The organism is Cellulomonas algicola (assembly GCF_019024305.1).
In the GTDB taxonomy this organism is placed as follows: domain Bacteria; phylum Actinomycetota; class Actinomycetes; order Actinomycetales; family Cellulomonadaceae; genus Cellulomonas; species Cellulomonas algicola.
The window spans coordinates 512030-527178 of sequence record NZ_JAHKSJ010000002.1 but is presented as its reverse complement, the minus strand read 5'-3'; the positions used below and the strand labels follow the sequence as shown (position 1 = coordinate 527178).

At 74.1% G+C, this 15149-nt stretch carries 16 protein-coding genes; 7 read left to right on the top strand and 9 right to left on the bottom strand.

The features are described from left to right. The first annotated feature begins 62 nt into the window (after nucleotides 1-62). Both KOV94_RS02460 and KOV94_RS02455 read left to right on the top strand, forming a co-directional pair. Nucleotides 63-848 carry an aldo/keto reductase gene (locus tag KOV94_RS02460; RefSeq protein WP_218051125.1) on the top strand — a complete coding sequence of 262 codons (786 nt, stop codon included), beginning with the start codon at nucleotides 63-65 and terminating at the stop codon, nucleotides 846-848. Nucleotides 849-850: 2 nt separating this feature from the next. Further along, nucleotides 851-1321: an NUDIX hydrolase gene (locus KOV94_RS02455; RefSeq protein WP_124344466.1), complete on the top strand. Its 471-nt coding sequence runs from the start codon at nucleotides 851-853 to the stop codon at nucleotides 1319-1321. A 90-nt stretch (nucleotides 1322-1411) separates the two neighbouring features. Here the strand turns inward: KOV94_RS02455 and KOV94_RS02450 are convergent, their stop codons facing one another. Further along, nucleotides 1412-1693: a hypothetical protein gene (locus KOV94_RS02450; RefSeq protein ID WP_124344467.1), complete on the bottom strand. Its 282-nt coding sequence runs from the start codon at nucleotides 1691-1693 to the stop codon at nucleotides 1412-1414. Between the two features lie 114 nt (nucleotides 1694-1807). Further along, nucleotides 1808-3865 (bottom strand): pectate lyase family protein, encoded by a 2058-nt coding sequence (locus KOV94_RS02445; RefSeq protein ID WP_218051124.1) that lies wholly within the window; start codon nucleotides 3863-3865, stop codon nucleotides 1808-1810. A gap of 211 nt (nucleotides 3866-4076) precedes the next feature. Between KOV94_RS02445 and KOV94_RS02440 the strand changes: the two genes are divergently transcribed. The 5 genes from KOV94_RS02440 (at nucleotide 4077) to KOV94_RS02420 (ending at nucleotide 7092) form a co-directional block, all read left to right on the top strand. Continuing rightward, nucleotides 4077-4862, top strand: coding sequence for a CAP domain-containing protein (locus tag KOV94_RS02440; protein ID WP_218051123.1), 786 nt, complete (start codon nucleotides 4077-4079; stop codon nucleotides 4860-4862). A gap of 88 nt (nucleotides 4863-4950) precedes the next feature. After that, entirely contained in the window at nucleotides 4951-5298 is a 348-nt protein-coding gene (locus KOV94_RS02435) for a YciI family protein (protein WP_218051122.1), read from the top strand. Nucleotides 5299-5569: 271 nt separating this feature from the next. After that, nucleotides 5570-6064, top strand: a complete 495-nt coding sequence (locus KOV94_RS02430; protein ID WP_218051121.1) for a PH domain-containing protein — start codon at nucleotides 5570-5572, stop codon at nucleotides 6062-6064. A gap of 71 nt (nucleotides 6065-6135) precedes the next feature. Beyond that, entirely contained in the window at nucleotides 6136-6702 is a 567-nt protein-coding gene (locus tag KOV94_RS02425) for an isochorismatase family protein (protein WP_124342645.1), read from the top strand. Nucleotides 6703-6843: 141 nt separating this feature from the next. Further along, a complete protein-coding gene (locus KOV94_RS02420) occupies nucleotides 6844-7092 on the top strand; it encodes a hypothetical protein (RefSeq protein ID WP_124342644.1) in 249 nt (82 codons plus the stop codon). A 111-nt stretch (nucleotides 7093-7203) separates the two neighbouring features. Here KOV94_RS02420 and KOV94_RS02415 read toward each other — a convergent pair whose 3' ends face one another. From KOV94_RS02415 to KOV94_RS02385, 7 genes are all read right to left on the bottom strand, one after another. Further along, complete coding sequence (locus KOV94_RS02415) at nucleotides 7204-7512, bottom strand: PGPGW domain-containing protein (RefSeq protein WP_124342643.1); 309 nt, start codon at nucleotides 7510-7512, stop codon at nucleotides 7204-7206. A 70-nt stretch (nucleotides 7513-7582) separates the two neighbouring features. Next, nucleotides 7583-7996, bottom strand: coding sequence for a CBS domain-containing protein (locus tag KOV94_RS02410; protein ID WP_162352907.1), 414 nt, complete (start codon nucleotides 7994-7996; stop codon nucleotides 7583-7585). Nucleotides 7997-8248: 252 nt separating this feature from the next. Next, a complete protein-coding gene (gene ligD, locus KOV94_RS02405; protein ID WP_218051120.1) occupies nucleotides 8249-9751 on the bottom strand; it encodes a non-homologous end-joining DNA ligase in 1503 nt (500 codons plus the stop codon). Between the two features lie 191 nt (nucleotides 9752-9942). After that, entirely contained in the window at nucleotides 9943-11847 is a 1905-nt protein-coding gene (locus tag KOV94_RS02400; RefSeq protein WP_218051119.1) for a glycoside hydrolase family 127 protein, read from the bottom strand. Further along, nucleotides 11844-12668 carry a carbohydrate ABC transporter permease gene (locus tag KOV94_RS02395; protein ID WP_124342639.1) on the bottom strand — a complete coding sequence of 275 codons (825 nt, stop codon included), beginning with the start codon at nucleotides 12666-12668 and terminating at the stop codon, nucleotides 11844-11846. Before KOV94_RS02395 ends, KOV94_RS02400 begins: the two co-directional genes overlap by 4 nt. A 13-nt stretch (nucleotides 12669-12681) precedes the next feature. Then, nucleotides 12682-13635: a carbohydrate ABC transporter permease gene (locus KOV94_RS02390; protein WP_218051118.1), complete on the bottom strand. Its 954-nt coding sequence runs from the start codon at nucleotides 13633-13635 to the stop codon at nucleotides 12682-12684. Nucleotides 13636-13745: 110 nt separating this feature from the next. Then, nucleotides 13746-15068 carry an ABC transporter substrate-binding protein gene (locus KOV94_RS02385; RefSeq protein WP_218051117.1) on the bottom strand — a complete coding sequence of 441 codons (1323 nt, stop codon included), beginning with the start codon at nucleotides 15066-15068 and terminating at the stop codon, nucleotides 13746-13748. Nucleotides 15069-15149: the final 81 nt, after the last annotated feature.

Sequence of the window (15149 nt, the reverse complement as noted above, 5' to 3'; positions counted from 1 at the left end):
GCGACCCCCTGGTCACGACGCACGCCGCGCAGCGACCGGGACCGCGGGTGAGGATGGGACGCATGACACTTCCCCCCACGACCCCCACGCTCACCATCCTTGGCGGAGAGATCCCGGTGCTCGGTCTCGGCACCTGGCAGGCGGAGGGCGGCGACGCGGAGCGCGCGGTGACGGCTGCGCTGCAGCTCGGCTACCGCCACGTCGACACCGCGACGGGCTACGGCAACGAGGCGGAGGTCGGCCGCGCGCTGGCCACGATCGACATCGACCGCGACGACGTGTTCGTCACGACGAAGCTCCCGCCGGACCACGTCGGCCGCGAGCGCCAGACGCTCGTGGAGTCGCTCGCCGCGCTCGGGACCGACCACCTGGACCTGTGGCTCGTGCACTGGCCGCCGAACAACCAGGCGACGCCCAGCACGTGGCGTGAGTTCGTCGCGGCCCGCGACGAGGGCCTGGTGCGGTCGATCGGCGTCTCCAACTACTCGATCGCGCAGATCGACGAGCTCATCGAGGCGACCGGCGTCGCGCCGGCCGTCAACCAGATCCCGTACAGCCCAGTCGACCACGACCCGGCCCTGCTCGCGGCGCACCGCGAGCGCGGCGTGGTCGTCGAGGGCTACAGCCCGCTCAAGCGCACCGACCTGGACGCGGCGGCCATCGCGGACGCGGCCCGGGCGCACGGCGTGACGCCCGCGCAGGTCGTGCTGCGCTGGCACGTCGAGCACGACGTGGTCGTCATCCCGAAGTCCACGAAGCAGCACCGCCTCGAGGAGAACCTCGGCGCGCTCGGCTTCGAGCTCACGGCCGACGAGGTCGCGGCGATCGACGCGCTCGGCAAGGGCTGAGCGTGGCGGCCCGCGTGAGCGCCGGGCTGCTGCTCTACCGGCGGACGGGCGACGGGATCGAGGTGCTGCTCGCACACATGGGCGGCCCGTTCTGGGAGCGCCGCGAGCGCGCGTGGACGATCCCCAAGGGTGAGCCGGAGCCCGACGAGGACGACCTGCTCGCGGTCGCGGTGCGGGAGTTCACCGAGGAGCTCGGCGTCGCTCCGCCGCCCGCGTCGGTGCCCGACGTGCCGCTGGGCACCGTGCGGCAGAGCGGCGGGAAGGTCGTGCACGCGTGGGCCCGGGAGGGCTCGGTCGACGAGACGGCGGTCCGCAGCAACACGGTCGAGGTCGAGTGGCCGCCGCGCTCGGGCCGGACCGTCACCGTCCCCGAGGTGGACCGGGCGGCGTGGTTCACGCCCGACGACGCGCGGCTCGCGGTCGTCGCCGCGCAGGCCGAGCTCGTCGAGCGACTGGCGCAGGCGCTGGCCTGAGAGGTCGAGCGACCGGCGTCGGGCCGGCGTCCCTGCGCCCCGGGGCGTCGGCCCGTCGGCGTGGTCCGGGCGCGGACCCGGCACGATCCGTCAGGGGTTGTGCTCGACCTCGGCGGGCGGCGGGGTCACGCCGGGCGGCGTGGGCCCGGGCACGGTCTCGTCGAGGATGACCTCGAGACGCTTCGCGCTGGTCGAGAGCACGTACCCCGCGAGCGCGAGCCCCATGGCGGCCGCGACGACGAGGGCCTTGAGCACGAGACCGGGGACGAGGGCGGCGCTGTAGGCGGCGGGGACGACGAGCAGCAGCGTGACGTGCGCGCCGGTCCACATGCCGTCGCGGCGCTGCTCGAGCTCGTGGCGCATCGAGGCCATCGTCACCTCCGTGGTCGGGGGTCGCCCGCCGTTGGACGACCCCGCCGACCGAACACTACGGCCCGACGGGCGGGGTGCGTGAGGACGATGGTCCCCGCGCACCCCGCGCGGGCGTCAGCGGCGGACGACGACCGTGAGGGGTGCGGTCGCCGTGGTGCCCGCGGCGTTCGACAGCTCGGCGGTGAACACGTACGTCCCGGGCGCCAGGCCGGCGACCCGCGTGGTCGCGTGCTGCGCCTGCGGCGTGGCCGGGGTCAGCGTCTGGCGGTCGACCTCGACGCCGTCCTGGTAGAGCACGTACTGCTCCGCGTTGGTGCCCCACCACAGGTGCGCGGTGATCGTCAGGTCGCCGTCGCCGTCCCGGTTGTCGTGCTTGAGGACGGCCTTCGCAGGCGCTGCGTCGCGGACGCGGACGGTGAGCGGTGCTGACGTCGACGAGCCCCACGGGTTGAGGACCTCGACGACGTAGGTGCGGTCGCCGTCGGTCCGGCCGGTGACGTCGAACGCGACCTGCTGCCTCCCGGGGGTGCGACCCTCCAGCCAGGCGGCGTCGACGAGCACGCCGTCCTCGTACAGCTTCGCGACGGTCCCGTTGCTGCCCCAGAACAGGGTCGCGGTGACGGTGTAGTCGCCGTCGTGCAGCCCGGTGTCCCAACCGTTGTCGTGCGACAGCCGGAACCGGTCGGGCGCGCGGTCGGCGACGGGCGACCCGGACCGCAGCACGCCGGCACCGGCCTGCGCGCGGACGGTCGCGGCGACCTCGGAGGCCGGCTGCGCGGTGTACGGGTAGGCCGCGGCAGGGTCCCAGCGGACCGCGTCGGACAGGGGCGCCGTCGCCGTCGCGTTGTACGCGGCGAGCACGTCGAACGGCTCGCCGTTCACGAGCGACCCGGTGACCTTCGCCTCGGTCCCGCCCCAGCCGGCGAGGATCTTCGCGGGGTCGGACGTCGGCAACAGCTCGAAGACGTTCTGCTCGGCGACGATGCTGCTCTCGCGCCCGGCGCCCAGGTAGTACTGGAACCCGACGCCGTCGGGGTAGAGCGCGGGCTTCGTCTGCTCGTAGAGCTCGTTGTAGACGTGCACGTCGCCGTACCGGACCCGCGGCGCGCGCTGGCCGATGTCGGTCCAGTGGTTGTGGTGGTACGTGATGCGGTGCTGGCCGCGGTCCTGCGTCCGGGAGTCCGACGAGCCGACGAGCGACGTCTTGTCGTGCTCGCGCAGCGCGTTGTACGACACCGTGACGAGGTCGGAGCCGTGCGTGATGTCGACCAGGCCGTCGTGCACCTCGAACGGCCGCCCGTAGACGGTGTCGAGCGTGGCCGGCGGATGGTCGCCGTCGTCGAACGTGTTGTGGTCGACCCACACGCTCGTCGACGTCCACACCGAGAGGTTGTCGTAGGCGGAGTTCCAGTTGCCGCCCGAGTCGTTCGCGTCCCACTGCGGGAAGCAGTCGTACGCGTCGGACAGCGTGAGGTTGCGGACGATCACGTTGCTCGCGTCGCGGACGCGCAGGGACCCGCCGACGATCCGGGCGTCGTCGCCGACGCCCACGAGCGTGACGTTCGAGCCGACGTGCTGGAGCGTCTGCGCGGCCTGGAGCGCGGCGGCCGCCGTGCGCGCGGTCTCGAGCGGGCCGCTCGGGTCGACGCCGGGGCCGAAGGCCGCGATGTAGTCGCTCATGGCGAACGGCTCGCCGGTCCCCTCGACCGTGACCTGGCGCTCGAGGTCCGCGCACGTGGTGCGCGTGCCGTCGGGCCGCTCCCACGCGTCGATCGTGCCGCGCACGTAGACGATCCGCGGGACCGTGTTGCGGCGCGCGTCGGTCTGGGACCCGCCGCGCTTGCCGGCGAGCGCGTCGCGCAGCTCCTGCCAGGTGTCGACGACGTAGACCTCGCTCGGGCCGGCGGCGACGCCGCCGGTCGTCGGGGCCGCGGTGCGGGCGACGCCGTCGGGCCGGGTCGCGCCGGACCAGGACGCCCAGCCGTCGCCGGGCGGCAGGACCTCGCGACCGAGGTCGGCGGGAGGTGCGGACGGCGGCGTCGACGGCTTCTGCGCCGCGCCGGCGGCGGCCGGGAGGGCCGTCGCGGCGCCCGTGACGCCGAGCGCCGCGACGAGTGCGAGGGTGGCGGCCGCTCGGGCGCGGCGCCGCGGGACGGGGGCGGTGGTGCGCATGAGACTCCTTCGTCTCGGGACGCGGGTGCGGGGCCGGGCTGCGCCATGAGCGGGCAGAAACCGGTTTCCCGACGAATCTCCCTCAACGTGCCACACCGGTGTGGAAAGCGCAATCCTTCCGACTCGGCTCTCCGTGCGACACGCCGGCGCGAACCGGACCGGTGTCCAGTCCGGGATGACGGAAATGTCACGATCGGATAACGTGCCCGGCGTGACGTTCCCGGAGCAGGCCCCTCGACGACGCGACCTGCGCCGACGCGACCGGGGCCGCCCGCGGCGCCGTCGCCGCGTCGTCGTCGAGATGCTGGTCGTCGCGACCTGCCTCGGGGCGGCCGCAGTCGCTGCCCCCATCGTCCTCACGCCCGACCCCGCCGACGGCCTCGCCGCCGCCCCGGGCGCCGGGCTCGAGCAGCGACTCTGGGACGCGGTCAGCCGCGGCGGCGGGCGCGCGGAGCTCAGCGACGCCTCCGCCACCCCGACCGTGTCCGCCACACCCTCCGCGACGCCGACGCCGACTCCCGCACCCACCGCGACCGACGCCCCGCCCGCACCCCCGGCCGCCGGCACGCCCCCGCCCTCCGGCGGCGGCAGCACCCCCGCCCCGGCCCAGTCGTCCGCCCCCGCCGCGGCCCCCGCACCCCAGCCGGTCGACGCCGAGATCGTCGCGCTCGGCAACGAGGCCCGCCGCGCGCAGGGTGTCGCCGACCTCAGCGTCTCCGAGTGCGCGCAGCAGCAGGCGCTCGCACGCGCCCGGCTCCTCGTCGCCGAGGGACGGTTCGAGCACGACCCGCTGGAGCCGATCCTCGCGGCCTGCGGTGGCCGGACCGTCGGGGAGAACCTCGCGCTCGGCTACCCGACCGCCAAGGCCACCGTCGACGCGTGGCTCGCGTCGCCCGGGCACCGCGCCAACCTGCTCTCGAAGGACTTCACGGGCATCGGCGTGGCGTGCGTCGACAGCGCACGCGGTCTGCTGTGCGCGCAGGTGTTCCTGGGCTGACGCGTCCCTGTCGAATCGCACCTGCCTCGCGCGTCATGGACGTGACGGGCACGCTCGGTCCCGTCGCACAGGAACGGGAGGACGGACGATGTCGCAGACCTGGGTCGTGCTGCTGCACGGCGACGAGAAGGCGTGGGAGACCGCCGACGAGGCCACCCGCGCGGCCGCGTACGCGGACCACGACGCGTTCAGCGCCGCGTGCGCCGAGCGCGGCCACACGATCGTCGGCGGGCACGAGCTCGCGTCGTCGAGCCGCGCGGTCGTCGTGCGGAACGACGCCGACGAGTTCACGGTGACGGACGGCCCGTACACCGAGACGGTCGAGCAGCTCGGCGGGTACTACGTCGTCGAGACCGACGACGTGCAGGACCTCGCGCGCCTGGTCCAGACGGTCCTGTGGCCGGGCGACGTCGCGGAGATCCGCCCGGTCGCCTGACGCCCTCGCCGCCGGTCCGCCTGGGCAGTCCTCCGTCGTCGCGCAGGCACCCCCGCCTCGGCGGCACCGGTGGCCGGCCGGCGACGGCCCGGGCACCACGAGGGCGCGATGAGCGTCGCACGGGGCGTCTGCGCGTCGTCCCGACCGGCGCGTGGGACGCTCGCCTCCGTCGGCTCGCCGGGAGCCGTGCGCACGGCGAGCAGCCGTCGCCGGGCGGACGGGAGCACTCGTGGGCAGGTCGTCCGGTCCGGCGGCGTCGGTCTCCGCCAGGATGTCGGCCCTCTCCACCTCGATCGCGGTGCTCGGCGTCCTGCTGGGGTTGGCGACCGTCTCCCTCGGTGCGAGCGGCGCGACGGACGCGTCCGGCGTCCTGCTCGGCGTCGGCGCGCTCGTCACGGTCCTGGCACACGTGCTCGGGCTGCGGCCCAGGGTCGCCGCCACGCAGGACGGGATCGTCGTGCGGAACCCGTGGCGCACGATCAGGATCCCGTGGGCCGAGGTCGCGGGCTTCGAGGGCGGCGCTCGCATGTCCGTGCGGCTGCGGTCCGGTGACGACGTCGCCTGCTGGGCCGTGCAGAAGACGAACCTGTACCTGGTGCTCGATCGACCAGGGCGTCCCGAGCGCATGTCCCAGCGGTTCGCCACCGTGCGGCCGACGACACCACCGGGCCCCGCACGTGGCGCGACCGGACGAGGCGTTGCCGTCCCGTGGGTACCTGTGGCGACGGTCGTCGTCGTCGCGCTCGTGACCGTCCTGCTCGAGTGACCCGCACCTGGCTCGCGGCGCGCCGGTGCGTCGATTTCGCACCTGTGCCCTGGTCGGAGAGAATTGGCATCATGTATGGGAGCGCTACCACGCCGCGCACGGCGGTCCTCGTCGTCGACCTCCAGGTCGGCGTCGTCGGGGACTGCGTCGACGTCGACGGGGTGCTGGCCCGCACCGTCACCCTCGTCGACCGGGCACGCGCCGAGGGCGTCCCCGTCATCTGGGTCCAGGACGAGCAGGACTTCCCGCGCGGCAGCGCCGGGTGGGAGCTGCACCCGGCGCTCGTGCCGGTCCCCGGCGAGGCCCGCGTGCACAAGGCGTACCGCGACGCGTTCGCCGGCACCGACCTGCAGTCCGTCCTGGCCCGCACCGCGACGACCCACCTCGTCCTCACGGGCGCCCAGTCCGACTACTGCGTGCGGACCCTCGGGCAGTCCGCCGCGAACGCCGGGTACGACGTCACGCTCGTCTCCGACTGCCACACGACCACCGGCGCGCACCTCGCCGGCGTCTGGGTGGGCGGCGAGCAGATCGTCGCGCACGTCAACGCGTACTTCGCGGGCCTGCGGTACCCCGGCCAACGGTTCGCCGCCGTCCCGCACGACCAGGTCGTGCTCAGCGCGTCCGTCGTCGCCTGACCCGTGCGCCGCTCTTCACCCCCGCGTCGCGTCCGCATCGACGCGTCGCCGGCTCCTTCCTCGCGGGTGGTCGCGCCCACCGCGTGGCGTCCCGGCGATGACGGTGGGCGGCGCGACGATGGTGGGCAGGAGGAGCCGACCATGACGGACACGGACGTACCGCGCACGGGCGCCGACGAGCGGCTGGTCACGGGCCTCGCGGAAGCCAGCTGGTTCCAGGTCGCCGCGGCCACCGCGCGTGCGCACCACGAGATCGAGCGCTGCCCGGCCGGTGCCGAGCGACGCGACGCGCAGGAACGCTACGAGGCGCTGCGGCGCGTGCTCGACGAGCGCACCGACGACCTCGCGTCGCACCCGGTCTTCGGCGGGACGCACCGCACGGGTCGCTGACCTGCGGCGGGACGCGTCGCACGGGCGGTTGACGTGCGGCGAGACGCGTCGCACGGCCGTCGACCACCGGCGAGAACGCACAGGCCGCCGCTCACGCCGCCCGAGGCGCGGTCAGCGGCGGCGCTGCAGCGCGTCGCGCCCCTTGTCGACGCCGGCCTTCGCGGCCGCCTTGCTGCGCTCGAGGACACGCCGGGCCCACACGAACTCCGTCGCGAGGATGGCGAGGCCCGCGAGGATCGCGAGGATCCCCGGACCGGGCAGGACGAGCATCGCGACGCCCGCGAGCAGGACGACACCACCCACCGACGTGACGGCGACCACCCGCACGGGCTTGGGCAGGCTGCGGATGGCCTCGGTGATGCGGCCCAGCCGCTCGGACCACGTGGGGCGGGCGGGGCGGGGCGTCGCCTCGTTCGTCATCGCGCCACGGTAAGCGACGGGTCGGCGCCCGCGCACCACCGTCCGTGCGACGCGCGCGGCAGCCGTCGGCTCACGACGACGCGGGCGCCTGCGAGATCGCGCCGAGGACCGGACCGGCGTTGTGGCGGACGGCCAGGTCGCCGAGGGACAGGACCCCGACGACCTCGCCCTCGCGGACCACGGGCAGCCGGCGCACGGCGTGCGTGGCCATGAGGCGCGCGGCGCCGACGAGGTCGTCGTCGGGGCCCACGACCACGGGCGAGCCGGTCGCGACCTGCCCGACGGGGTCGTTCGACCCCCCGCCGACGGCGAGGACGCGCACGACGAGGTCGCGGTCGGTGACGATGCCGACCAGGCGGCCCTGCTCGACGACGACGAGGTCGCCGACGTCGTGCTCGCGCATGAGCTCGGCGGCCTCGCGGACGGTCGCGGTGGTCTCGACGGTGATCGGGGACGGGGACAGGACGTCCGCGACGGTGGCCATGGGGGGTCTCCTCGGTGACGCGCGTCGTCGTCGACGCGGTCGGGGCGGGCGCCGGTCCGCACCCGCGGTCACGGCGCTGGGCCGCGTGACCACATCGTCGCCCCGCGCCACGTCGCGCGCACCCGCGCGCGCCTGCTGCCCGCGCGCCGGTCGGCACGACGCCTCGGACGTCCCTCCGGCTCGACGGCTCGGGCGTCCTGTCGGCACGGCCTCGGGCGGACCGTCGGCACGGAGGTCGGGCGGGGGTGCTCGTCAGGCACCCTCGACGACGACGTCGGCCGGGGACTTGTCGGGGCGCAACCCACGCCAGGACGGGTGCCGCAGCCGGCCGTCGGACGTCCACTCGGTGAAGGCGACCTCGCCGACGAGCTCGGGCCGGACCCAGTGCACGTCGCGTGTGTCGGCGGCGGGCAGCCGCACGGTGAACGGCGACGACGACGTCGCCAGCGGGGTGAGCCGGCGCAGCAGGTCGTCGAGCGTGCGCCGCGTGAAGCCCGTGCCGACGGACCCCGCGGGACGCATGGCGCCGTCGTCGTCGGGGACGCCGAGCACGAGCGACCCGAGCGTCTCGGCGCGCGCACCCTTGCCGGGCTTCCACCCGACGAGCACGACCTCCTGCATGCGGACGTGCTTGACCTTGACCCAGTCCGGCGAGCGGCGGCCCGGGCGGTACGGGGAGCGCCGCTTCTTCGCGAGCACGCCCTCGAGGCCGTTCTCGCGGCTCGCCGCCAGGACGGCCGAGCCCGGGCCGTCGAACGACGGCGGCGTCTGCCACGAGCGGCCCGCGAGCCCGAGGCCGTCGAGGAGCGCGCGGCGGTCGTCGTAGGGCAGGTCGAGGGTGGCGCGGCCGTCGAGGTGCAGGACGTCGAAGACGAGGTAGACGACGGGCACGGTCTGGGCGAGCCGGCGGGCGACCGCGGGGTCCGCGACGTGCATCCGCTGCTGGAGGCGCCCGAAGTCGGGGGCGCCGCGCGCGTCGAAGGTGACGAGCTCGCCGTCGAGGACCGCCTGGGTCGACCCCAGCTGCTCGCCGAGCCCGGCGATCTCGGGGTACGACCGCGTGACGTCCAGGTCGTTGCGCGACATCAGCCTCACGCGACCGCCGTCGACGTACGCGACGGCCCGCACGCCGTCCCACTTCATCTCGTACGCCCACGCGTCGTCGGCGGGCGGCAGCTCGCCCGCGACGGCCGCCATCGGACGGACCAGGTCGGGCAGCGGCGTCCAGTCGGGGCGCGTCGGCGGGTCCATGCGGTGCACCATCCAGCTGCGCTCGTCGTCGCCCCGCCCGCCGCCGTCCCCGCCTGAGCCGCCGGAGCGCCCCCGACCCCGCGTGCGGAACAGCACGTACCGTCCCTGCACGCGCTCGCCGTGCAGCACGACCTGCACCTCGCGGTCCGACCACTTCACGGTCTCGTACGTGCCGCGGTCCCAGACCGCCATGTGCCCGCCGCCGTACTCGCCCGCGGGGATGTCGCCCTCGAACGTCGCGTACTCCATCGGGTGGTCCTCGGTGTGCACCGCGAGGTGGTTCGTGCCCGGCTCCTGCGGCAGGCCCTTCGGCACGGCCCACGACACCAGCACGCCGTCGCGCTCGAGCCGCAGGTCCCAGTGCAGCGCGCGGGCGTGGTGCTCCTGGATGACGAACGTCCGCCCCTCGCCCTGCGGGAGCGGTGCGTCGGGCGGGGGGACTGGCTCACGCGTGCGCGCCGGGTCCCGCTTCGCGCGGTACTCGTCCAGCGGGCGTCGGGGCACGTCCCGAGTCTGCCGCCGCGGTCGGCACCCGGCACCCGCACCCGGGAGCGCCGTCGCCGACCTGCTCCCGCGCGGGCGACGCCGTGCTCTCGCCGCCTGCGCGGGCGACGCCGTGCTCCTCGCCGCCCGCACGGAGGTGCCCCGCCGCCCCGGCGTCGGCACGGCGGGGCGGCGGGGCGGTCGGGGGCCGGTCAGGTCGTCGGGATCCAGACCCGCATGGTGCTCGGGCCGCGGTTGGCCCAGGCGTGGTACGGGACGAGCCGCAGGTCGAAGCCGTCGGCGTCGCGCTCGCGCGGCTCCGGGGCGTACGGCCAGTCGGCGTCGTCGTGCGCGACGGCCCGCCCGCGACCGCGCGCACCGGCACCGTCGGCGACCAGCGGTGCCGAGGGGTCCAGGCGGATCGCGTCGACGTGCAGCCCGCCGGGCAGGTCGGTCGACTCGGCGCACAGGACCAGCGGGCCGCGCTCGACCGCGACGCAGCCGCGCACGGCGTCGATGCGGTCGTCGGGCGTCGTCACGCGGGGCTGCACCGGGAGCGAGAGGCGCACCTCGTCGCCCACCGCGAACGTGCGGCGGGCCGTCGCGACGCCGCCCTCGACGGGCTCGCCGTCGAGCGTCGCCGCGCCCACTGCCCAGGCCGGCACGCGCAACGACAGGGTCACCTCGCCGGGCGGTGCCTGCGTCACGCGGACCACGACGTCGCCCTCGTGCGGGTAGCCGGTCTCGACCTCGAGGCCGATCGCGCGGCCGTCGCCGAGCGTCGTCGCGATGCGCGCCGGCGCGTACTGGTGCAGCTGCACGCCGTCGTCGGACACGGTCGCGAGGTACGCGCCGAGCGACGCGAACGTGCGGGCCACGTTGGTCGGGCAGCACGACACCTCGAACCACGGCGCACGCAGCCGCGACAGGGCCCGCGCGCTGACCTCGTCGGGGTCCGCCGCCGAGCCGGGGACCCGCTTGTGCAGGGGGTTCGTGTAGAAGAACGCCTGCCCGTCCTCCGCGGGCGACGTCGCGACGACGTTGAACAGCGTCCGCTCGACCACGTCGCCCCAGTGCGCGTCACCCGTCGCGAGCAGCAGCCGCCACGCGACCATGACCGACGCGACGCCCGCGCACGTCTCGCAGTACGCGCGGTCCGGCGGCAGCTCGTGGTCGTCGCCGAACGCCTCGTCCTGGTGGTGCGAGCCCATGCCGCCCGTGAGGTACGTCCGGCGCGCGAGCGTGCGCTCGTACTGGTCGCGCACGACGTCGAGCAGCGTCTCATCGCCCGTCTCGACCGCGACGTCGACCGCGCCCGCCGCCAGGTAGAGCGCACGCACCGCGTGGCCGCGCAGCACCGTGGCGTCCCGGACGGGCACGTCGTCCTGGTAGTACTCGCGGCCGTACTCGATGTCCGGCAGCGTGCCGTGGCCGCGGCGCTCGACGAAGAGCGCGGCCTGGTCCAGGTAGCGCCGCTCCCCCGTCGCGCGGGCGAGCTCGACGAGCGCGACCTCGATCTCCGGGTGGCCGCACACGCCGTCGCGGCCGTCGGGCCCGAACTCGGCGCACACGTGGTCGGCGGCGCGGCGGGCGATCGCGACGAGCTCGTCGTCGTGCCCCGTGCGCAGCCGCGCGACCGCGGCCTGGATCAGGTGGCCGTAGCAGTAGAGCTCGTGGCCCCACGCGAGGTCGGAGTAGCGCGGCTCCTGGCCGGGCCGCCCGAACTTCGTGTTGAGGTAGCCGTCGGGCTCCTGCACGCGGCCGATCAGCGCGGACAGCTCGACGATGCGAGCCTCGAGCGCGGGGTCGCCGGTCCGGCCGACCTCCCACGCCATCGCCTCGATCATCTTGTAGACGTCCGAGTCGGAGAACTCGCGGCCCGTGCGCTGCTGCACGACCGTGCCGTCGAGCGCGTGGCGGAAGTTGTCGATCCAGCCGACGCGCGTCTCCCACGTGTCGCAGTGCCGGATCGACGCCTCGCCGTTGACGCGCTGGCGGTCGGCCCAGAAGCCCCCGGTGATCGCCACCTCGTCGAGGCCGAGCGGTCGCAGGGCCCCCGTCGACGGCAGCACGGGCGCAGGACGGATGGTGGTGGTGTTGTTCACGAGCGAGGTCATCCCTTCAGCGCGCCCGACATGAATCCGTTGACGTAGTGCCGCTGGAGCACGAGGAAGAGGACGATGCACGGGATCGTCAGCACGACGACGCCGGCCTGCGTGGCGCCGTAGTCGATGACGCCCATGACCTGCTGGCGCATGTTGACCAGCGCCAGCGGCAGCGGCTGGTTCTCGCCCCCCACGAGGTACAGCGGCACCATGAAGTCGTTCCACGCGGCGAGGAACGCGAACAGCCCGATGGTGATGAGGCCCGGCTTGACCGCCGGGAGCAGCACGCGCCGCAGCGCGCCGAACGAGCCGCAGCCGTCGACGAGGGCCGCCTCCTCCATCTCCTTGGGCACCGCCTCGAACGAGATGCGCATCATGAACATCGCGAACGGCAGCTGGAACACGGCGAGCACGAGGCCCACGCCGACGAGCGAGTTGTTGAGGCCGAGGTCCTTGAGCCAGATGACGAGCGGGACCAGCAGCGTCGCGTACGGGACCATGAGGATCGACAGGACGAGCAGGAACAGCGCGTCCTTGCCGGGGAAGGTGAACCGCGCGAACGCGTACCCGCCGAGGGTCGCCGCGACGAGCGTCGTCAGCACCGCGACGAGCGTGATGACGAGCGAGTTGCCCAGGTAGTGGCCGAGGCCCGCCTGGTAGTTGAGCAACGTCTCGTAGTTGCCGAGACCGTAGCCGTTCACCTGCGCCGAGCCGGGCTGCGGCGACACCGACGACACGGCGGTCCAGATCATCGGGTACAGGAACAGGATGGCCAGGCCACCGGTCAGCACCCAGTAGGGCGTGCGTCCGAGCACGCGGGGCAGCGTCTTCATCGTCGGGACTCCCTCACTCGTCCGGCGAGCGCCGCAGCGCCTTGAGCTGGACGACGTTGATGACGACGAGGGCGAGCAGCACGAGCACGGACAGCGCGGCCGCCATGCCGACGTCGCGCTTGGACTCGAACGCGAGGTTGTAGACGAGCTGGACGACGGTCATGGTGGCGCCGTCCGGTCCGCCCTTCGTCAGGATGTAGAACTGGTCGAACGCGAGCAGCGACCCGGTGACGCACAGGATCGTGGCGAGCGCGAGCGACGGCTTGAGCAGCGGCAGCGTGATCTTGCGGAACACCTGCCACGTGTTGGCGCCGTCCATGCGGGCGGACTCGTAGACCTCCTGGCCGATGCCCTGCAGCCCCACGAGCAGCAGCAGCATGTAGAACCCCGCGAACCGCCAGACGATGAGGATCACCGTCCCCCACAGCGCGCCGTCGGCGGTGCCGAGGACGTTCACCTGGCCGTTGCCGATCCCGAACCGCGCGAGGAAGTCCGACATGGGGCCGACCTGCGGCGAGTACAGCGCGTAGAACAGCAGCGACGCCGACGCGAGGCCGAGGGCCGTGGGCAGCAGGAACGACGTCCGCAGCACGCCGCTCCACCGGCTGCTCTCCTGCACCAGCAGCGCGAGCCCCAGGCCCAGGCCGATGAGCAGCACCGTCGCGATGACCGTGTACTTGAGCGTGAACACGACGGCCGGCCAGAACATCCGGTGGTCGAGGACCTCGGTGTAGTTCTCCGGGAAGTTGGTGCCGTCGTTGCCCGCGAGGAGCGACCAGTCCGACGCGGACATGATGAGGACGAGCACGAGCGGGACGACGAACAGGACCGCGACGAGCACCGCGGTGGGGCTCGCGTAGAGCCAGCCCATCAGGGGCCCGTGCGAGCGGTTGGCTCGCGGGCGGTGGCGGTGCGGGGGTGACGCGGACGGTCCCGCGTCGGGCGGACGGGTGGTGACGGTGGTCATGCGTGGCTCCGGGGTCGCGCCCGTCGTGGCGGGCTCGCGGGTGAGACGTGGTCGGGCGGCGGCGGGCTGGCTGCCGAGCGGACGGGGCCGAGCCCGCCGCCGCCCTGGTCTCACTGGTCGAGGACCGCCGTGACGGCGTCGTTGTCCTCGTCGACCGTGCCGGTCTTGTCGAAGGTCGCGTTGCGGAACAGCGTGACCCACGGGCTGCCGGACGCGTTGAACGCCTCCGAGAAGTACTCGGCGACGGGCGTGCGGCCGTTCTCGGCGAGCTTGTTCATCGTGAGGGCCAGCGGGTCCTCCTGCGCGTACTGGTTGTCGAGCAGGCTGTTGCGGCCGGGGACCTCGCCGTTCTTCGCGACGACCTCGAGCTGGGTGTCGTCGGACATCATCCAGGCGAGGAAGTTCCAGGCCTGCGCGACGTGCTCGGAGTCCTTGGAGACGCCCATCGCGTCGCCGCCGAGGAACGTCGACTGGCCGCCGTCGATCCCGGGGATGCCGGTGACGCCGACGTCGATGCCGGCCTCCTGGGCCGCGTACACCGCGGTGTTCGGGTACTGCATGACGCCGACCTCGCCGTTCGAGAACGGTGCGGTCCACGTCGCGCCGGTCTCCTCCTTCGAGCCTGCGCCCACGGCGCCCGCGTCGTTCAGCCGCGCGTACGTGTCGTAGACCTCCTGGGCGGTGTCGGACGCGAGCAGCGACTCCTTGCCGTCGTCCGAGAGCACCTCGTCGCCCGACGCCCAGATGGTCGGGAACCACGTGAAGACGAGGCAGCCGCCGCAGTTGCCGCCGTAGTACGTGCCCGAGACGCCCGGCTTGCCGAGCGCCTGGACCGCCTTGGCCTGCTCCTCGAACTCGGCGAACGTGGTCGGGCCCTTCTCCGGGTCGAGGCCGGCCTCGGCGTACAGCGCCTTGTTCCAGACCATCACGGAGATGTCGGTGACGAACGGGACGGTGTGCTTGGCGCCGTCCGCGTCGGTGCCCGCGTCGACGTGGCCCTGCGTGATGTCGTCCGCGAAGTCGAGCCCGTCGATGTTCTCCGTCAGGTCCGTGAACAGGCCGTTCGACACCCAGTAGGGCAGGCGGACGACGTCGCCCGCGAGCAGGTCGGGCAGCTCGTCGTTCGTGGCGGCCGCGCCGACCTTCCCCTCCATGTCGTCGTTGGGGATGATCTCCAGCTTCACCTGGTTCTCGTGCGACGCGTTGTACGCCTCGACCAGGGCCTTGGCCTGCCGCTCGAGCGGCGCGCGCGTCCACATGGTGAGGCTGGTGCCGTCGTCGACGCCGTCGGGGCCGACGGACTCGGCCGGGGCGTCACCGCCCCCGTCGCCGTCACCGCTGCTGCAGGCTGCCAGGCCCGTCAGCGCCAGACCGGCGACGGCCAGCAGGGCAGCTCCTCGTGCTGTGCGCGATCGGGACAACCGCTTGCTCATCGTGCTCTCCTCGGACTTCATCGTCGAAGCGAACTGCGGGTGTCCCCCGTCGGGCACCCGTGGGCTGAGGGTCTGCCGAAA